This window comes from Actinoplanes sp. NPDC051475 (assembly GCF_040689425.1).
In the GTDB taxonomy this organism is placed as follows: Bacteria; Actinomycetota; Actinomycetes; order Mycobacteriales; family Micromonosporaceae; genus Actinoplanes.
Genome location: NZ_JBFAZZ010000005.1, coordinates 222,216 through 243,259, shown reverse-complemented (window position 1 = coordinate 243,259; position 21,044 = coordinate 222,216). Strand labels below are relative to the sequence as shown.

The window sequence follows — 21,044 nt, the reverse complement described above, 5'->3', positions numbered from 1 at the left end:
GCCGGCGACCCGGAAATCTAACGTCGGCGCCATGAGTACGTCGGAACAGGATCTCATCAGGGCTCTGCGTGAGTCGGTCAAAGAGACTGCGCGGCTGAAGAAGAAGAACAGTCAGCTGCTGGCCGCGGCCTCGGAACCGATCGCCATCGTCTCGGTGGGGTGTCGCTTCGCCGGCGGGATCGCGGGACCTGAGGACTTCTGGAAGGTCGTGTCCGAGGGCACCGACGTGTACACGCCGTTCCCCGGCGACCGCGGCTGGGACCTCGAGCGGCTCTACGACCCGGACCCGGACACGCCCGGCACGACGTACGTGAACCAGGGCGCGTTCCTGCACGACGCGGCCGACTTCGACGCGCGCTTCTTCGGGATCTCCCCGCAGGAGGCGACGGCGATGGACCCCCAGCAGCGGCAGCTGCTCGAGGTCTGCTGGGAGACGATCGAACGCGCCGGGATCGACCCGGACAGCCTGCGCGGCACCACCACCAGCGTGTACGCGGGAATCGTGCACCAGGACTACGCACCGGACCTCGCCGGCGCGGAGGACTTCCTCAGCCTGGAGCGGGCGCTCGGCAGCGCCGGTGGCATCGCGTCCGGCCGGGTGGCGTACTGCCTCGGGCTCGAGGGCGGCGCGGTCACGGTCGACACCATGTGCTCGTCGTCGATGGTCGCGATCCACCTGGCGACGCAGGCGCTGCGCCGGGGCGAGTGCACGATGGCGCTCGCCGGCGGGGCCACCGTGATGGCCACCCCCGGCGGCTTCGTCGGGTTCGCCCGCCAGCGCGGTCTCGCCTTCGACGGTCGGTGCAAGTCGTTCGCAGCCGCCGCGGACGGCAGCAGCTGGGCCGAAGGCGTCGGCGTGGTGCTGCTCGAGCGGCTCTCCGACGCCCAGCGCAACGGGCACCGCGTGCTCGCCGTGATCCGCGGCTCCGCCGTCAACCAGGACGGCGCGTCCAACGGGCTGACCGCCCCCAACGGGCCCGCGCAGCAGCGCGTCATCCGCAGCGCGCTGACCGCCGCCGGCCTGTCCGCGGACGAGGTCGACGCCGTCGAGGCGCACGGCACCGGGACCACGCTCGGCGACCCGATCGAGGCGCAGGCGCTGTTCGCGACGTACGGCCGCGGCCGCGACCCGAAGCGCCCGCTGCTGCTCGGCTCCGTCAAGTCGATCCTCGGCCACACCCAGGGCGCCTCGGGCGTGGCCGCCGTGATCAAGACGGTGCTCTCGCTGCAGCACCGGTATCTGCCGGCCACGCTGCACGTCGACGCCCCGAACCCGCAGGTCGACTGGTCGCCGGGAACGGTCGAACTGCTGACCGAGGGACGGGCCTGGCCCGAGACCGGACAGCCGGGCCGCTGCGGCATCTCGTCGTTCGGCGCCAGCGGCACCAACGTCCACATGATCCTCGAGGAGGCCCCGGCGGTCGAGGGCGAGATCGCGGCCCCCGCCGCCGAGCCGGACACGGCGCTGCCCTTCATCGTCTCCGCCAAGACCGCCACCGCGCTGGCCGGCCTGAGCCGGCGACTCGGCGAGACCGTGGCGGCGTACACCCCGCTCGGTGATCTGGCCCGCGCCCTGGCGACCGAGCGCGCGGTGATGAACCGGCGCGCGGTGGTCGTCGCGCGGACGCGGGACGAGCTGCGCGCAGGGCTCGAGCTGCTGGCCGAGGGCCGCACCGGGCCCGGCACCGTCGCCGGGGCGACCGAGGCGACCGGGCCCGGCAAGACGGTCTTCGTCTTCCCCGGGCAGGGCACGCAGTGGGTCGGCATGGGCCGGCAGCTGCTGGAAACGTCGCCGGTCTTCGCCGCCCGGATCGCGGAATGCCAGGAGGCCTTCGAGCCGTGGGTGGACTGGTCGCTCGTGGACGTCCTCCGCGGCGAGGGCGCCGACCTGGACCGCGTCGACGTCCTGCAGCCGGCCTGCTTCGCCATGATGGTCGCTCTGGCGGCGGTCTGGGAATCGCTCGGCGTGGTGCCGGACGCGGTCGTCGGCCACTCCCAGGGCGAGATCGCAGCGGCCTGCGTCGCGGGTGCGCTGTCCCTGGCCGACGCCGCCCGCGTGGTGACCCTGCGCAGCCAGGCGATCGCGAAGCTGCTTCCTCCCGGCGGCGGCATGGCGTCGATCGGGCTGCCGGAGGACGCCGTACGCGCGCTGATCGAACCCTGGGGCGACCGGCTCCAGGTCGCGGCGCTCAACGGGCCCTCGGCCGTGGTCGTGGCCGGCGAGGGTGCCGCCCTCGACGAGCTGGCCGCGCAGGTCAAGGACGGCGAGATCCGGTACCGCCGGATCCCCGTCGACTACGCGTCGCACAGCCACTACGTCGAGAACCTGCGGACCGCCCTGCACGCGGACCTCGCCGGGCTGGCCCGGCCGGTGCCGCAGATCCCGTTCTACTCGACGGTCGAGGCGAGGTGGCTGGACGACGACGCGCTGGACGCCGCGTACTGGTATCGCAACCTGCGCCAGACGGTCCGTTTCGAGCCCGCGGTCCGCGACCTGATCGCGCAGGACCACCGGATCTTCATCGAGCTCGGCGCCCACCCCGTCCTGGTGCCGTCGATCACCGAGATCGGGGTGGAGCTGGACGCGGACGTGCTCGCCGTCGGCTCGATCCGCCGGGACGAGGACGGGCCCGCCCGGCTCGCCACCTCGGCGGCCGAGGCCTTCGTCCGCGGCGTGGCGGTGGACTGGTCCGCCCTCGTGCCGTCCGGGCCGGCGTCCGCGCGGGTCGAGCTGCCGACGTACCCGTTCGACCACCAGCGGTACTGGATCACCATGCCGGGCACCGCCGCGGGCGCCGAGTCGCTCGGGCAGACGACCAGCGACCACCCCCTGCTCGGCGCGGTGGTGGAGCTGCCGCAGACGGACGGCCTGGTGTGCACGTCGCGGCTGTCGCTGGCTACCCACCCCTGGCTGGCCGGCCACCGGATCCAGGACAACGTGCTCGTGCCCGGCACGGCGTACGTCGACCTGGCGATCCGGGTCGGCGACGAGTTCGGCTACGGGGTGCTGGACGAGCTGGTGATCGAGGCGCCGCTCGTGCTCGCCGCCGACGAGGCCATCCGGCTCCAGGTCGCGGTCGGCGGCCGGGACGCCTCCGGGCGCCGGCCGGTCGAGGTGCACAGCTCTCGCGGCGACGGGGGCTGGACGCGTCACGCCGCCGGCCTGCTGTCGGACTCGTACGCCGAGACCTCCGGCAGCGGCTTCGACTTCGGACAGTGGCCGCCGCCGGGCGCCGTCCGCGAGGCGATCGACGACTTCTACGACAACCTCACCGACCGCGGGTACGCGTACACGCTGGCCTTCGCCGGCCTGACCGCGGTCTGGCGGCGCGGCGAGGAGATCTTCGCCGAAGCCGCGCTGCCGGCCGACTACCTGGACGAGGTGGACCAGTTCGGGATCCACCCCGCGCTGTTCGACGCCGCCCTGCACGCCAACGCCTTCCACCGGCGCGCCGACGACAGCAACGTCCTGCCGTTCGCCTGGAACGGCGTCCGGTTGCACGCGGCCGGTGCCGGTGCCCTCCGCGTCCGGGTCGCGCCCTGCGGCCCCGACGCGTTGTCCTTCGACGCCGCGGACGAGGCCGGCGCGCTGGTGCTGACCATGGAATCCCTGGTCTCGCTTCCGATCGCGGACCTGCCCGCACGGTCGGGCCGGCAGGTGCCGGAATCGCTGTGGCAGGTCGACTGGACGCGCCTGCCCTCGGGCGTCGCGACGCCACCGGCGAACCCGATGGTCGTGGAGACCTCGGGCGACGTCGTGCGGCTGGCGATGGCCGAGGACCTCGGCGATCCGCTGCCGGACCTCGCGATCCTGGACCTCGCCGGCGACCGGGACGCCGAGCCGCTGCCGGTGCTGAACCGGGTCCTCGGGGTGCTCCAGGCCTGGCTGGAGGAGCCGGTGCTGGCGTCGGTGCCGCTGGTCGTGACCACCCGTGGCGCGGTGCCGGCCTCCGGCGAGGTCCTCGACCCGGTCGGTGCCGCGGTCTGGGGGCTGCTGCGCTCGGCGCAGGCCGAGCACCCGGGCCGGTTCACCCTCGTCGACGTCGAGCCCGGCGCCGACCGCGAGCGCTCGCTCGTGACCGCGCTCGCCGCCGGGGAGCCACAGGTCGCGGTCCGGGCGGACGCCGTCCTGGCCCCGCGCCTCGGCCGTGCGCGGCTGACCGAGCCGGTCGCCGCGCCGGGATTCGCCGAGGCGGGCACCGTGCTCATCACCGGCGGCACCGGCGTGCTCGGCGCCGTCCTGGCCCGGCACCTGGTCCGCGAGCACGGCGTCCGCAGGCTGATCCTGGCCGGCCGGCGCGGCGCGGCGGCCGAGGGCGTGGGCCCGCTCGTCGACGAGCTGACCGAGCTGGGCGCGTCGGTCGAGGTGGCCGCGTGCGACGTCACCGACCGCGCCGCGCTCGCCGCGCTGCTCGACGCCATCCCCGCGGACCACCCGCTGACGGGCGTCATCCACGCCGCCGGGGTGCTGGACGACAGCGTCATCGCCGGCCTCGATCCGCAGCGCATGGCCCGCGTCTTCACGCCGAAGGCCGAGGCTCTGCGCCTGCTGGACGCCTTGACTCGCGAACATGCGCCCGAGGTCTTTGCCGTGTTCTCCTCCGCCGCGAGCGTCTTCGGCTCCGCCGGCCAGGGCAACTACGCGGCGGCCAACGCGTACGCCGACGCGGTCGTGTCCGCCCGAGCCGCCGCGGGCCTGCCCGCCGTGTCGCTGGCGTGGGGACTGTGGAGCCCGGCCACCGGCATGACCGGCGGGCTGGCCGAGGTCGACCGGACCCGGATGAGCCGGGGCGGCGTACGCCCGATGCCGACGCCCGAGGCGCTCGCCAGCTTCGACGCGGGCATCGCGGCGGCCAACCCGCTGCTCGTGCCGATCGGTCTGGATCTGGGCGCGGTCCGGGCCGAGGCGGGCACGGACGGCACCGTTCCCGCGCTGTTCCGGTCACTGGTCCGTCCGCCGCGGCGCGCGGCGCAGGCCGGCGCCGACGGCGCGAAGGGCGCATTGGGCCGCCGCCTCGCCGGGCTCGCCCCCGAGGCACAGACGGAACTGGTGCTCGAGGTCGTACGCGCCGAGGTCTCGACCGTCCTCGGCCTGGCCGAGCTGGACCCCTCCAGCGACGGCAGCCGCTTCGGCGACATCGGATTCGACTCGCTGACCGCGGTGGAGCTGCGCAACCGGCTGACCGCGGCGACCGCGGTCAAGCTCCCGGCGACCCTGATCTTCGACTATCCGACGCCCCGGCAGCTCGCCGAATTCCTGCTCGAGAAGGTCCGCGGGTCTGCCGGGAGCACCCCCGCGCCCGCTCTGCCGGCCGTCGGCACGGCACCGGTCGGCGACGACCCGGTGGTGATCGTCGGTATGGCGTGCCGCCTGCCCGGCGGGGTCACCACGGCCGCTGAGCTCTGGGATCTCGTCGCCGCGGGCCGTGACGGCATGTCCGGGCTGCCCGACGACCGCGGCTGGGATGTCGACCGCCTCTTCGACGACGACCCCGACAACGCCGGTACGACGTACGCCCGCCAGGCCGGCTTCCTGCACGACGCCGGCTACTTCGACGCGGCTCTCTTCGGCATCTCACCGCGGGAGGCGACGGCCATGGACCCGCAGCAGCGGCTGCTGCTGGAGACCACGTGGCAGGCGCTCGAGACGGCGGGTATCGACCCGTCCGCGCTGCGCGGCAGCCCCGTCGGCGTGTACACGGGCATGTCCATCCACGACTACCTCGGCGACCTGGCGGACGTACCGGCCGAGTTCGAGGGCTTCACCACCACCGCGACGGCCGGCAGCGTCGCCTCCGGCCGGGTGTCGTACGTGTTCGGCCTCGAGGGCCCGGCGATGACCGTGGACACCGCGTGCTCCTCGTCCCTCGTGGCGATCCACCTGGCGGCCCAGGCGCTACGCCAGGGCGAGTGCGAGATGGCCCTCGCCGGAGGCGTCGCCGTCATGGGCTCCCCGGTCGGCCTGACCGGCTTCTCGCGGGCCCGGGGCCTCGCCGCGGACGGCCGGTGCAAGGCGTTCGCCGCCGCGGCCGACGGCACCGTGCTCTCCGAGGGCGTCGGCGTGGTCGTGCTGGAGCGGCTTTCCGTGGCCCGCCGCAACGGGCGCCGGCCGCTGGCGGTGATCCGCGGCTCCGCCATCAACCAGGACGGGGCGTCCAACGGCCTCACCGCCCCGAACAGCCTCGCCCAGCAGCGCGTCATCCGCGCCGCGCTCGCCGCTTCCGGCATCGCCCCGGGCGACGTCGACGCGGTGGAGGCGCACGGCACCGGCACCACCCTCGGCGACCCGAGCGAGGCCCAGGCGATCATCGCCACCTACGGGCAGGGCCGGCCGGACGACCGGCCGCTGTGGCTCGGCTCGGTGAAGTCCAACCTGGGCCACACGCAGGCGGCTGCCGGCGTCACCGCGGTCATCAAGATGGCGGAGGCGATCCGGCACGGGGAGCTGCCGCCCACGCTCTTCGTCGACGAGCCCACTCCGCACGTCGACTGGTCCGAGGGGGCGGTGGAGCTGCTGACCGAGGGCCGGTCGTGGCCCGAGGTGGACCGGCCGCGCCGGGTGGGCATCTCCTCCTTCGGCATCAGCGGCACCAACGCCCACCTCATCCTGGAGCAGGTTCCGGCGGAGGCCCCGGCCGTGTCCGAGGCTCCGGCCGAGCCCGGCGACGTCCTGCCGTTCGTGGTGTCGGCACAGAGCGAGGCGGCCCTCACCGGCCAGGTGCAGCGGCTGCGGGCCGCGGTGGCGGACGGCGTCTCCCTTTCCGGTACGGCGCGCACGCTCGTCGCCAACCGCGCCCTCCTGGCGCACCGGGCGGTCGTCGCCGCGGCTGACCGTGACGCCCTGCTCGCCGGGCTGGACGCGCTGGCCGCGGACGAGGCCGCCCCGGGTACGGCCATCGGTGCCGTGTCCTCCGGCGCCGCGGCGTCGCTGGTGTTCGTCTTCCCCGGCCAGGGTGCCCAGCGGGCCGGCATGGGCCGCGCCCTCTATCAACGCTTCCCCGTGTACGCGGCAGCCTTCGACGAAGCGTGCGCACTCCTCGACGAGCGTCTCGGGGGCGCCGTCGACGCGCCCGTTCGGGACGTGGTGTTCGCCTCCGAGAGCGCCTCGCTGAACCAGACGGTCTACACCCAGGCGGCCCTGTTCGCGGTCGAAGTGGCGCTGTTCCGGCTCGTCGAGTCGTGGGGCGTACGACCCCGCCTGCTGCTCGGCCACTCGATCGGCGAGCTCGCCGCGGCGCACGTCGCCGGCATGCTGTCGCTGGCGGACGCGGCGACCGTGGTGGCCGCCCGGGGCCGGCTCATGCAGGCGCTGCCCGCCGGCGGCGCGATGGCCGCGGTGGCCGCCACCGAGGACGAGGTGCGCCCGTTCCTCGGGGCGGGCGTCTGCCTCGCGGCGGTGAACCAGCCCTCGTCCGTCGTGCTCTCCGGCGACGAGGAGGGCGTGCTCGCCGCCATCGAGACGCTGCGGGCCCAGGGTCGCAAGGTGCACCGGCTGCCGGTCTCGCACGCGTTCCACTCGGCCCGGATGGATCCGATGCTCGACGACTTCCGGGCGGCGATCGCCGGGGTCACCTGGAATCCGGCCAAAATCCGCATCGTCGCCCACCAGGACGGCGACCTGACCGACCCGGGCTACTGGGTCGAGCACGTGCGGCGCACGGTGCGCTTCGCCGACGGCGTCAGCGCCGCGATCGAGCAGGGCGGAAGGCTGTTCGTCGAGCTCGGGCCCGGCGCCGGCCTGTCCGCCGCGGTGCTGGAGACGGCGGCGGGATCCGAGCACGAGACGATGTGTGTGCCCGTCCTGCGCGACCAGCAGGCCGAGCCGCACACCCTGATCACCGCGCTCGCCACGCTCTTCGTGCGCGGCGTGCCGATGGATTGGCAGGCCCTCGTGCCCGCCGGCGCACCCGTCGTGGCGCTGCCGACGTACGCCTTCGACCGCAAGCACTACTGGCTCAAGTCCGGCACCGGCACGGTCAACGCGGCCGCCCTCGGGCAGGTGGACGTCGACCATCCGCTGCTGTCGGCCATCGTCGCCGCCCCGGACACCGGCGGTCTGATCGGTACGGCACGCCTGGCGCTCACCACCCATCCGTGGCTGGCCGAGCACCGGATCCACGACGTCGTGGTGGTGCCGGCCGCGGCGCTCGTTGACCTGGCGATCCGGGTCGGCGACGAGGTGGGCTGCGGCGCGGTCCGCGAGCTGACGTACGCGACGCCGCTCGCCGTACCGTCCGGCGCCGCGGTGCGCGTGGAGGTCGTGGTCGGTGCGGCCACCGCCGACGGCAGCCGTCCGCTCGCGATCTACGGCGTGCGCGACGGCAGCGAGGCCTGGATCCGGCACGCCGAGGGCACCTTGTGGACGGGCAGCACCGCCGCCGCGGAACCACGGTCGGGCGAGCCCTGGCCGCCGGCCGGCGCCGAGCGGGCCGAGACGGATCCGGAGATCGCCGGGCTGCACGAGATCTGGCGCCGCGGCGAGCACACCTTCGTCGAGGTGGCACTGCCCGGCGACGCCGGCGCGTTCGGTCTCGACCCGGTCCTGCTCGACGCGCTGACGCGTACGGTGACGCCCCCGGGTACGGTCCCCGCACGCTGGGACGACGTCGCTCTGCACGCCACGGGCGCCACCCGGCTGCGGGCCCGCCTCACGTCGCTCGACGACGGCCGGTGGAGCATCGCGGCGACCGACGAGGCGGGCCTGCCGGTCCTGTCCGTACGGTCGTTCGCCTCCGCGCCGATCCGCCCCGAGGACCTGGGCGCGAACCCCGTCGCGGACGCCATGTACAGGGTGGCCTGGCAGGCGGCGGTCATGCCGGACCTGCCGCAGGAGCGACCCACGACGGTCAGCGTGGAAGACGCCGCCGGCCTGGCCGCACTCACCGGCGCCCCCGACGCCGCGGTGTACGAGGTGCCGACCGGCCGCCTTCCGCAACCGTTGCTCGGCGACGTCCTCGCCATGCTCCAGGCATGGCAGCTCGACGCTCCGGCAGAGACCCGGCTCGTCGTCGTGACCCGGGGCGCGGCGGACACCGTCACCGACGTGTCCTCGGCCGCCGTGTGGGGCCTGGTCCGTGCGTTCCAAGCGGAGATGCCGGGCCGGGTGCTCCTGCTCGACGTGGCCGCAGACGTGGACACCGAGCTCGCGGTCGCGACGGCACTGGCCCTCGACGAGCCGCAGGTCGCTGCCAGGGCCACGGGCTTCCTGACTCCTCGGCTGGCGCCCGCGGACACCCCGGTTGCAGAGCCCGCAGAGTGGGACTCCGAGGGCACGGTCCTGATCACCGGCGGCACGGGCTCGCTCGGCGCGCTCGTTGCGCGTCACCTCGTGCGTACCCGTGGTGTCCGGCACTTGCTGCTGGTCAGCCGGCGTGGACCTGCGGCGGAGGGCGCCGGCGCGCTCGTGGCCGACCTGGCCGAGCTGGGCGCGGCGGCCTCCGTGGCCGCCTGCGACGTCGCGGACCGCGACGCCGTGGCCGGGCTGATCGCCGGAATCCCGGACGACCACCCGCTGACCGCCGTCGTGCACACCGCCGGCGTCCTCGACGACGGCCTCATCGCCGCGATGACGCCGGATCGGTTCGCCACGGTTCTCGGCCCGAAGGCGGACGCCGCACGCCACCTGGACGAGCTGACCCGCGATCGCGATCTCGCCGCGTTCGTCGCGTTCTCCTCCGCGGCCGGGCTGCTCGGCTCCACGGGGCAGGGCAACTACGCCGCGGCGAACGCCTACCTGGACGGGCTCATGACCGCCCGGCGCGCGAGCGGCCTGCCGGGCGTCTCGCTCGCCTGGGGCCTGTGGGACCAGGACGGCGGCATCACCGGCAACCTGGGCGCCGCGGACCGGGCCCGGATGAGTCGCGCCGGCGTGTCGCCGCTGCTGCCGGAGGAGGGTCTCGCGCTCTTCGACGCAGCGGTGGACGGTGGCGAGGCGCTGCTCGTACCGATCAAGCTGGATCTCGCCGCCGCACGGGCCGACGCGGCCGCCGGCGGATCGGTCCAGCCGCTGCTGCGTGACCTGGTCCGGGTGCGCCGGCGTGCCGGCGGAGAAGCCGCCGGCGATCTGGCGCGCTCCCTCGCCGGACTGTCCGAGGCGGAGCAGGAGAAGAGCCTGCTGGCGCTGGTCCGGTCCCGGGTGGCCGTCATCCTCGGGTACGCCTCGGGCGGCGACATCGCGCCGGACTCGGCCTTCCAGTCCGCGGGGATGGACTCGCTCGGTGCGGTCGAGCTGCGCAACCGGCTCAGCGCCGCGGCGGGCTTCGCCATGCCGGCGACCCTCGTGTACGACTACCCGACCCCGCGGGAGCTGGCACGCTTCCTGCGCGAGCGGCTCACCGGCGGCGAGGCTCCCACCGAGTCCGCGGCACCGGTGGCGTCGAACCCCACCACCCCGATCGCCGTCGTCGGGGTCGGCTGCCGGCTGCCGGGCGGCGTGCACGGCCCTGACGAGTTCTGGGACCTGCTGGCCGGCGGCGGCGAGGGCCTCTCGCCGCTGCCCACCGACCGCGGCTGGGACCTGTCCACGGTTCCGGTGAGCGCCGGCGGATTCCTGACCGACGCGGCCGAGTTCGACGCCGGCTTCTTCGGCATCTCGCCGCGCGAGGCGATGGCCATGGACCCGCAGCAGCGCCTGCTGCTCGAGGTCGTGTGGGAGGCGTTCGAGGACGCGGGCCTGGACCCGGCCGCCCTGCGCGGTACGGACGTCGGCGTGTTCGTCGGCGTCATGGGCCAGGGCTACGGAATGTTCGGCGGCGACGCGCAGACCGACGGCCTGCGCGGCACCGGCGGCGCGGTCTCCGTGGCGTCCGGGCGGGTGTCCTATGCGTACGGATTCACCGGGCCGGCCGTGTCGGTCGACACCGCGTGCTCCTCGTCGCTGGTCGCTATGCACCTGGCCATCCAGGCCCTGCGCAACGGCGAGTGCTCGCTGGCGGTGGTCGGCGGCGTCACGGTCATGGCGACGCCCGGCGCCTACGTCGAGTTCGCCAAGAACGGCGGCCTGGCGACCGACGGCCGGTGCAAGGCCTTCGCGGCGTCGGCGGACGGCACCGGCAACGCCGAGGGCGTCGGCGTGGTCCTGCTCGAGCGCCTGCCCGACGCCGAGGCGCAGGACCACCACGTCGGTGCGATCGTCCGCGGCTCGGCCGTCAACCAGGACGGCGCCTCGAACGGGCTCACCGCCCCGAACGGGCTCGCCCAGCAACGGGTGATCCGGCGGGCGCTCACGGTCGCCGGGCTTGCACCCGCGGACGTGGACGCCGTCGAGGCGCACGGGACGGGCACGCGGCTGGGTGACCCGATCGAGGCGCAGGCGCTGCTGGCGACGTACGGCGTGCGTGACCCGGAGCGGCCGTTGTGGCTGGGCTCGGTCAAGACCAACGTCGGCCACACCCAGGCGGCGGCGGGCGTCACCAGCGTGATCAAGATGGTGCTCGCCCTGCGGCACCGGACGCTGCCCGCGACCCTGCACGTGGATGCGCCGACCCCGGAGGTCGACTGGTCCAGCGGAACCATTGAGCTGCTGACGGAGGCCCGGCCGTGGCCGGCCCGCCCCGGTCAGCCGCGCCGCGCCGGGGTGTCCGCCTTCGGGGCGAGCGGCACGAACGCGCACCTCATCCTCGAGGAGGCGCCGCGGCAGGCCGACATCGTGGCGACCACCGACGGCGATCAGCTGCTGCCGTTCGTCCTGTCGGCCGGTGACGCCGGCCGGCTCGCCGCGGTCGCCACGCGGCTGGCCGACGCCGTCGAGCACAGTACGGCGCCACTGCCACGCCTGGCCGCCGCACTCGCGTACGGCCGGGCGACGCAGCAGGTGCGGGCCACCGTGCTCGCCACCGACCGCGAGGAGCTGGCCGGACGGCTGCGCGCCCTCGCGGCCGGCGAGATCCAGGACGACGTGGTCACCGGACGGTCCGGGCCGGGCACCGGTGCGGCGTTCGTCTTCCCCGGTCAGGGCGGTGGATGGGTCGGCATGGGCCGCGAGCTCATGGCGGACTCGCCCGAGTTCCGGGCCTGGGTGCAGAAGTGCCAGGACCTGCTGAACGAGTACGACTGTGACTGGAAGCTGGAGGAGGCACTCGGCGGCGGCAACGACCTGTCCCGCATCGACGTCATCCAGCCCGCCGGATTCGTCGTCATGACCGGCCTGGCCCAGCTCTGGGCCCGCGCCGGGGTGGCGCCCGAGGTGGTGGTCGGTTCGTCGCAGGGCGAGGTCGCCGCGGCGTGCGTCGCCGGGTTGCTCTCGGTCAGCGACGCGCTGCGGATCAGCGTGGTGCGCTCGCGGCTGGCCGCGGGGCTGCCGCCCACCGGGGGAATGCTGGTCGTCGGCGTCGGACGGGCCCGGATGGAGGAACTGCTGGCCGGCTACGAGGGCCGGCTCGAGATCGCGGCGGTCAACGGTCCCGCGACGGTCGGCGTCTCCGGCGAGGTCGAGGCCATCGAGCAGTTCGCGGCCATGGCGACCGAGCAGGGCATCTGGTTCCGCAGGCTCAAGGCGGACTACGCATCCCACTCGTTCCTGATGGATGAGCTGGAGCGTCCGATGCTGGCCGAGCTGGACGGAGTCGGGAGGCGGCCGGCGCACGGGCTGGTCGGACCCTGCCGGTTCTACTCCACCGTCGACCGCCGGTGGATCGGCCCCGACGAGATCCTCGACGCCGGCTACTGGTTCCGGAACCTGCGCCGGCCGGTCGAGCTGGACGCGGCCGTCCGCGCGATCGCCGCCGACGTGCGCGCGGTCGTCGAGGTGTCGCCGCATCCCGGTCTCGTCCCGTCCATCCTCGACGTGATCGAGGACGCCGGATGGCAGACCGCGGTCATCGGTACGCTGCGCCGCGACCAGGGCGGCCGGCGACGGATGCTGACGGCGCTGGCCGAGGCTTACGCGGTCGGCCTGCCGGTCGACTGGTCCGCGGCCGCCCCGATCGACGCTTCCCACTGGCGCGAGCTGTGCCGGGACCTGCCCACCCAGCCCTTCGACCACCAGCGGTACTGGCTGCGCGGTAGCGCCGCGGTCGACCACTCGGCGCTGGGGCTGGCCGCCACCGACCACCCGCTGTTCACCACGGTGATGGACCTGCCCGACTCGGACGGCGTACTTGCCGTCGCGCGGCTCTCGGCGCATGACCGGCCCTGGATCGCTGAGGTGCCGGGTTCGGTGTGGGTCGAGCTCGCCATCCGGGCCGGCGACGAGCGGGACTGCGGCACCCTGGACGAGTTCGAGCTCGTCGAGCCGTTGCGGCTCGACGCCGGTGCGGCGGTACGCGTCCAGGTATCCGTCGGCGGCGCTGACGCGTCCGGAAGGCGGCCGGTGACTGTTCGGTCCGCGCCGGCTCCGGCCGACGGTGGACGTACCGTATGGACGCCGCACGCCAAGGGCATGCTGTCACCGACCGCCGTGGCCGTGCCCGGGACGGACCTGGATGTCTGGCCGCCGGTGGATGCCGATTCCCTTGATGCGGCCGGTCTGGGCGGTCAATGCGTGCGCGCGGCGTGGCGGCGCGGTGAGGAGACCTTCCTCGAGCTGGCCCTGCCGGAGGAACTGCGCGAGGAAGCCGGCGGCTTCGGGATTCATCCCCTGCTGCTGGAGGCGGCCACCGCGGCGGTGCAGGAGACGCCGGCGGTGTGGCGGAACGTCGAGCTGCACGCGGCCGGTGCCGCGATGCTGCGGGTCCGGCTGCGCCCGGACGGCGGCGGCCTCGCCATGACGGCGGCCGACCATCTCGGCCTGCCGGTGCTCACCGCGGGACGGATCATGGCCCGGCCGCTCTCGCACGAAGCGCAGCGGCGCGCCGCCGACGCGCTGCGGATCGCATGGGTGGCCGCCGAGCCGGCCGCCGATCGCTTGGAGGCCGTGCGTGTCGACAGTGAGGACGATGTCTTCGACCTGGGCGCGGATCCGTCCGTTCTGGACACGGCGGTCGCCCGGCTCGACGTGGGGGTCGGCGAGGATCCCACGGCCGCCTGCCGTCGCGTGCTCGCCGTCGTCCAGACCTGGCTCGACGAGCCCGACCTGGCGCCGCGCCCGCTGATCGTGCGGACCCGTAACGCGGTCGCGATCGACGCCGCCGAGACCCTCGACCCGGCGGCCGCGGCCGTGTGGGGAATGATCTCCGCCATCCAGGCCGAGTACCCCGACCGGCTCATCCTCGTGGACGACGACGCGCCCGCCGGCCCCGGCCAAGTGCTCCCCGCGGGGGTCACCCAGGCCGCGCTTCGCGGAGGTCGTCTGCACCGCCCGCGGCTGGTGCCGGTTCCCGTGGCGCAACCGGCCGTGGCGGCGCTCGATCCCGAGGGCACCGTGCTGATCGTCGGCGGCACCGGCCGGGCTGGGGCCCGCGTGGCCCGGCACCTGGCTGCCGAGCAGGGCGTCCGCCGCCTGGTGCTCGCGTCTCGGCGCGGCGCCGACGCGGAGGGCGCCGCAGCACTCGTCGCCGAACTCGCCGCGCTCGGTGCGACGGCGACAGTCGTGGCCTGCGACGCGGGGGACCGGGACGCGGTGCAGCGCCTGCTGCGCGGGATCTCGCCCGGCCATCCGCTGACCGGTGTCGTGCACGCCGCGGGTCTGCCGGACGAGACCCCGATCGCCGAGCTGGATGCGGAGCGGCTCGGCGCCGTGCTCGACGCGCGTGCCGCATCGCTGCGGCACGTGGCGGAGCTGGCCGAGGAGCACGGCGTGTTCTTCGCGGTGATCACCTCGGCGGCCGGGCTGATCGGTCCGGCCCATCAGGCGGCCACCGGCGCGGCCGACGGGTACGCGCGGGCAATAGCCTCCCGTCAGCACGGCCATGCCCCGGTACTGGTGATCGATGGGGAAGCGGCCCTGACGTCCGGCGAGCGGTTCGCCGTTCCCGGCCATCCCGAGCGGTGGGGGACTCCCGCACCCGGCCGTGCCGTACCCCCGCTGCTTCGCGGGCTGGTCCGTGGCCGCAGGCGGTCCGCGTCCGCGGCGCCGGCCGGTCAAGAGACGACCAGCCGGTGGGCGGAGTTGCTGAGCACCCAGACCGGCGCGGACCGGGAGAAGACGGTGCTGGATCTGGTGCAGGTGCAGCTCGCCGACGTCCTGGGCCTCAGCCCGGACGAACCGGTCGAGCCGCAGCGCGGCCTCTTCGAGGTCGGCCTGGACTCGCTGATGGCGCTCGAACTCACCCGGCGGCTCAGCAGCCACACCGGTACGGCGCTGACCCCGGCGGTGGTCTTCAACAATCCGACGCCGGCGGCGCTCACCGGCTACCTCATCGGACGGCTCGACGCCGACCTGGTCTGAGCAGGCAGCAAAAGGGGGCGGCGCCAGCAGGCGCCGCCCCCCTTTCTTTGACAATCAGGCGCGCATCAGACGGGCCAGGACCACCGCACCGTGCAGCGTCGAGAGGCCGCCGATGAGTGAGGACTTCACCAGGGGAGCGGGCACGCCGGACCGGGCCAGGGTCGCCATGTGCCGCGCGACGTTCTCCGTGAAGCTGGGCAGCCCCTCGGCGAAGCCTCCGCCCACGACGACCAGGCTGGGATGCAGCAGCTCCCGGACGCCGGTGATCGCCACGGCGAGCCGATGACAGGAGCGGTCCACGGACTGCACGGCCCACTCCTCATCCGCGATGAGACCCTTCTGGAGGTCGTCGTAGTCGACCTCCGCACCGCGCAGGCGGGCCGCTCGCGCCAGGGTGGCCGGCCCGGAGGCCGTGGCCTGCAGGCACCCACGGCGACCGCACCGGCACATCGGACCGTCCGCGTCGGTCACCAGGTGGCCGATCTCGAAGGAGCCGCGGTACAGCCCCGGCACCAGGGCGCCGCCGGCGACCAGGCCGCCGCCGACGCCCGTGCCGACCCCGACGTAGAGGACGTCGTCACAGTTCGCCGCTCGTGCCTCGGCCAGCGCGCCCAGGTCGCCGTCGTCGGCCCACCGTACGGGGGTGTCCCCGAACAGTGCGTGAAGCGTCTGCGGCACGTCCAGGCCGAGCCACTCGGGGCGGTTCGGCCAGGACGTGATGAGCCCGTCGCCGCCCACGGTGGCCGGCAGTGCGACACCGACCCCGGCGAATCCCCCGGGAATCTGGCGCCGGAAGAGCGACACCTCCGCCGCGAGCTGCGCGAGATCCGACTCGAGGCTGCGCCCCCGCCACCGGAAGAGGTGTTCGCGAACCAGGCCGCCGTCCTCCGTCTCCGCGCGCAGGGCGACCTTGGTGCCTCCCAGGTCGAGACCGAGCCAGGTCGCGTCCTGCTGGGGCGCCCGGCCGAGTGGCACGACCCGAGCAGTCACCCGTGACCTCGTACCGGGATCGGCGGGCACACCTGCAGGAGGTCCTTGGGAGAGTGGATCACGAGGTCGGGGCCGCACCCGATCAGTTCCTCCTCGTCCACGGTCGCCCATGTCGCCGCCACGGCGGTCACCCCGGCTCCCCGGGCGCTGCGGATGTCGGCCGGGGCGTCGCCGACCATGACGGCCGCCTCCGGCTGCCCGCCGAGCAGGCTCAGCGCCCGCAGCACGATGTCCGGGGCGGGTTTCGGGTGGGCGACCTCGTCGGAGCCGACCACGTGGTCGAAGTATTCGATCAGGCTCAGGGTCGTCAGCAGGGAACGGGCCCGTGGGCCGGCCTTGCCGGTGGCCACGGCCAGCCGGAAACCCCGGACCCGGAGCTCCTCCAGCAGATCCACCACGCCGTCGACGACCGGGACCTGGTCCGCGAGCCGGTAGCTCTCCCGGACGAACGGCTCCTCCATCTCGAGGGGCAGACCCATCCGGCGCATGATCTCCGGGAAGTACAGGCCCTGATAGGTCTGATACTCGGCGAAGGGAGCGGGCCCGTCGCCGACCACCTCGGCGTACGCCACGGTGAAGGCCCTGCCCATCGTCTCGTGGCTGTCCACGAGCACGCCGTCGAGGTCGAAGACCACCACGTTGCGCACCGGGCCGCCCGTCACGAGGTCACCGCCGCGGTCGCGATCGACCCGACCGGAATTGCAGGGCGCGCGGCGGAGGCGTACATCGCCTCGATGGTCGCGACGATCCTGCGTACGCCCGCGATGGCGCAGCCCGGTGACGACGGATCGGACAGGCGGCGCTGGATGTCGTCGAGCTGCCGGTCGTACTCGATCCCGATCGGCTCGACCGGTACGGCGACCTCACCCACCTGTCCCCGGCGGACGGTGACGATCCGGGGCCGTGGCTCGCGGTTCGGGCTGAACCCGAACGTGGTGCGCAGCGTCGCGGTCCCCTCGCTTCCCTCGACGCGGATCGTGGTCACGTCATGGGTGGCCGAGTGGGTGGCCCAGCTGGCGCGCAGCCCCACCGACAGCCCGGTGTCGGCGACCAGGAATCCGCGTACGGTGTCCTCGACGTCGACCTGGATGTCGGGAGCCGGCAGATCGTGGCGCCAGGCCGCCGACCAGCGGGGATCGTTGACATGGTCGTCGGAGGCGGTGGCGGTGACCTGGTCGAAGCTCACCGGGCCGACGATCTCCTCCAGCACGTCGAGCAGGTGCCAGCCGAGGTCGACGAGCACGCCGCCGCCGGCCTGCGCCCGGTTGGTGAACCAGCCCCGGGCCTGAGGCACTCCGCGGGCCCGCTCCCACGCCAGATCGACGTTGCGCAGGCGGCCCAGCCCGGGCACCAGCTTGGCCAGCTCCACCACGTCGCCCCGGTAGCGGGAGGCGCTGCCGGCCAGCAGAGGCCCGGCGCCCTTCCGCTCGGCGGCGGCCAGCGCGTTCGCCTCGCTCGTGGAGAGGCAGACCGGTTTCTCGACGAAGGTGGCGAGGCCCCGCTCGAGGAGGCTCCGCGCGATCGGCGCGTGCAGGTGATTGGGGACGGCCACCAACGCCAGGTCGGCGTCCGCGGCGAGCGTCCCGTCGACCTCGGCGAAAGCCGGACGGCCGGTCGCGGCGGTGAACGCCTTCCGCCTGGCCGGGTCGGGATCGACCGCGGCCACCACCTCGTAGTCGTCGCGGGCCAGCACCCGGGGGAGCCAGATCTCCCGGCCCGACCAGCCCAGCCCGATCAGCACCGTGCGGATCGTCATACGGCGGCCACCAGTTCGGCCACGATGGCTGCCGTGTCGGTGAGGTCCTGTTCGGAGGCGAGCAACGTCCGGTGGTGCAGCCACACGCAGTCCTGGCTGATCGCGTCGACGTTGGGACAGCGCTCGGCGACCGCGTCGACCGTCTCGTCGGGGGCACCGGTCTCCCAGAACGCGGCGGTGCGGTAGATCGCGCGGAAGGCGGCGAACGCCGGGATGCCCGCCTCGACCAGCCGATCGACGAGCAGGTTGCGCCGCTCCTCGGACCAGGCGGGAAGCCGGAACATCGCCATGTAGTGCGGGTTCCGGTCGGCCCGCGGGTCGTCGCCCTGCGGCCGTACGCCGGGAATGCGGGCCAGCAGCGCGGAGAGGTGGCGCCACCGCTGCTCGCGTACCGCGATCTGGGCGTCGAGGCGGGTCAGCTGGGCGCGCAGCACGGCGGCCGAGAACTCGTTCATCCGCATGTTCGTGCCGGCCACCTGGTGGTGGTACCGGCGGTCGGTACGGGGGCGCCCGCAGGAGTGCCGCAGGAATGCCTGCTCGTACCGCTCCTCGTCCGGGAAGAGCACCGCGCCGCCCTCGCCCGCGGTCATCAGCTTGCCGTTCTGGAAGCTGAACGCCGCGACGGAACCCAGCTCACCGACCCGCTTGCCCTGCCACCGGGCGCCGTGCGCGTGGGCCGCGTCCTGCAGCACCTGCACGCCGGCGTCGGCGGCGACCTTGTCCAGCGCGTCCATGTCGGCCATGAGCCCGGCCATGTGGACCGGCATGATCACTCGCGTCCGCGGGGTGATGGCGGCCGCGACGGCGGCCACGTCGATGTTGTACGTGTCGGGATCGACGTCCACCGGGACGGCGACCGCGCCGATGCGCTGTGCGGCCTGCGAGGACGAGATGAAGGTGAACCCGGGGACGATGACCTCCGTGCCCGGTCCCGCGCCCATCGCCTGCAATGCGAGCTCCAGGGCATGCGTGCCGTTCGTCACGGCCAGCGCGTGCGGGGCGCCGTGGTGGTCGGCGAACTCCTGCTCGAAGGTCTCCACCTCTGTGCCGCCCATGCGCCACCACTGGCCCTGGCTCAGCGCACGATCGAGGGCTCGGCGTTCCGTGTCGTCGAATTGCGGCCAGTCCGGAAAGACCGGTGCGGGTCGGGGACTCATTCTGCTGTGCTCCTTCTGTCTGCCTCCGGCCCGCAGCGATGAGCAATTTCCGAGCAGCTCGGCAACCCACCGTGGGGAGGATTCCTTTTACCTGCCGTCATGTTCGGACGACCCGATGGAAAGCAATCCCGGACGGCGTCCCGCGGTCAGGTGATCGCGCTTCGCCTCACGATACGAAGCCGATCGAGGCGCCACTATCCCTCGACTTGACAGCGCAATCGGTGGCTCAGAGCGGAATGTTCCCGTGCCGGCGCGGCGGGCCGTCGACCCGCTTGGTCGCCAGCAGGCGCAGGGCGGTCGCGACCTGCCTGCGGGTGTGCGCGGGCCGGATGACGGCGTCGACGTAGCCGCGGTCGGCCGCGAGGTAGGGGCTGGCGGAATCCTCGTACTCCTGGATGAGCTGAGCACGTCGCGCGGCCAGTTCGTCGCCCTCCAGCGCGGCCAGCTCGCGGCGGTTGAGGATGCTGACCGCCCCCGAGGCGCCGGTCACGGCGATCTGCGCGGTCGGCCAGGCCAGGTTGATGTCGACGCCGAGGTGCTTGGAACCCATGGCACCGTACGAGCCGCCGTACGCCTTCCGCGTGGTCACCGTGACCATCGGGACGACCGCCTCCGCGTAGGCGTAGATCAGTTTGGCGCCGTGCCGGATGATGCCGCCCCACTCCTGGTCGGTGCCGGGCAGGAAGCCGGGAACGTCCACGAAGGTCAGCACCGGAATGCCGAAGGCGTCACACGTACGGATGAACCGCGCCGCCTTCGCGGAGGCGTCGATGTTCAGACAGCCGGCGAGATGCAGCGGCTGGTTGGCCACGACTCCCACGCTGCGGCCGTCCACCCGTCCGAACCCGACGATGATGTTGCGCGCGAACATCTGCTGGACCTCGAGGAACTCGCCGTCGTCGAGAACGCGGGTGATCACCTCGTGCATGTCGTACGCCTGATGCGGCGAGTCGGGGATGATCGTGTCGAGCTCGAGGTCGGCCGCCGTGAGCGTGCCGGTGTCCAGGCCGGGGTAGGCCTTCGGCTCCGAGAGGTTGTTGCTCGGCAGGTAGTCCAGGAGGTGCCGGACGTAGTCCAGCGCATCGTCCTCATCGGACGCCAGGTAGTGCGCCACCCCGGACCGCGAGTTGTGCAGGTTTCCGCCACCGAGCCCCTCGAGGTCGACCTGCTCGCCGGTGACGGTCTTGATGACCTCCGGCCCGGTGAGGAACATGTGGCTGGTCCGGTCGACCATGACGATGAAGTCGGTCATCGCCGGCGAGTACACCGCACCGCCCGCGCACGGCCCCATGACCAGCGAGATCTGTGGTACGACCCCGGAGCAGCGCACGTTGCGGTAGAAGATCCCGCCGTACTGCCCCATCGTGCTGACGCCCTCCTGGATCCGGGCGCCGCCGCCGTCGTTGATGCCGACGAGCGGGCAGCCGATCTTGAGCGCCAGGTCCATGATCTTGGCGATCTTCTCCCCGTGCACCTCGCCGAGGGCCCCGCCGAACACGGTGGCGTCCTGGCTGTACACGGCGACCGCGCGGCCGTCGATCGTGCCGGTGCCGGCCACGACACCGTCGCCGTACGGCCGGCGCGCCGCCATCGCCGGGACGGCGGAGCGGTGCCGGGCCAGCCCGTCGAGCTCCATGAACGAACCGGGGTCGAGCAGTGCGTCGATCCGTTCGCGCGCCGTCCGCCGGCCGCTCGCGTGCTGGCGGGCGACCGCCGCCGCGCTGCCCTGATGCAGCGCGCTGTCGATGCGATCGAGGAGGTCGGCCAACTTGCCCGCCGTGGTGCGCGGGTCAGGGGTATCGGCGACCTCACCAGCGGATTCGACCGGATCGATGGCAGTGGCGGTCCTCATGGTGGCGGAGTTTAACGGCGTTGG

The 21,044-nt window shown here is 73.8% G+C and carries 6 protein-coding genes; 1 reads left to right on the top strand and 5 read right to left on the bottom strand.

Going from position 1 to position 21,044, the window contains the following annotated elements; translation table 11 throughout:
• Positions 1-31: 31 nt before the first annotated feature.
• Positions 32-15,265: a type I polyketide synthase gene (locus AB0368_RS12830; protein WP_366154003.1), complete on the top strand. Its 15,234-nt coding sequence runs from the start codon at positions 32-34 to the stop codon at positions 15,263-15,265.
• Between the two features lie 54 nt (positions 15,266-15,319).
• On the opposite strand, the gene AB0368_RS12825 is transcribed toward AB0368_RS12830, so the two are convergent.
• The 5 genes from AB0368_RS12825 to AB0368_RS12805 all read right to left on the bottom strand — a co-directional run bounded on the left by AB0368_RS12825 (position 15,320) and on the right by AB0368_RS12805 (position 21,020).
• Entirely contained in the window at positions 15,320-16,255 is a 936-nt protein-coding gene (locus AB0368_RS12825; protein WP_366154002.1) for an ROK family protein, read from the bottom strand.
• On the bottom strand, positions 16,252-16,917 hold the full coding sequence (locus tag AB0368_RS12820; RefSeq protein ID WP_366154001.1) for an HAD-IA family hydrolase: 666 nt from the start codon (positions 16,915-16,917) through the stop codon (positions 16,252-16,254). The genes AB0368_RS12825 and AB0368_RS12820 overlap by 4 nt, the downstream gene beginning before the upstream one ends.
• Positions 16,914-18,011, bottom strand: coding sequence for a Gfo/Idh/MocA family oxidoreductase (locus AB0368_RS12815; RefSeq protein ID WP_366154000.1), 1,098 nt, complete (start codon positions 18,009-18,011; stop codon positions 16,914-16,916). Before AB0368_RS12815 ends, AB0368_RS12820 begins: the two co-directional genes overlap by 4 nt.
• Positions 18,008-19,168, bottom strand: a complete 1,161-nt coding sequence (locus tag AB0368_RS12810) for a DegT/DnrJ/EryC1/StrS family aminotransferase (RefSeq protein ID WP_366153999.1) — start codon at positions 19,166-19,168, stop codon at positions 18,008-18,010. Before AB0368_RS12810 ends, AB0368_RS12815 begins: the two co-directional genes overlap by 4 nt.
• Before the next feature lie 226 nt (positions 19,169-19,394).
• Entirely contained in the window at positions 19,395-21,020 is a 1,626-nt protein-coding gene (locus tag AB0368_RS12805; protein WP_366153998.1) for an acyl-CoA carboxylase subunit beta, read from the bottom strand.
• Positions 21,021-21,044 lie beyond the last annotated feature (24 nt).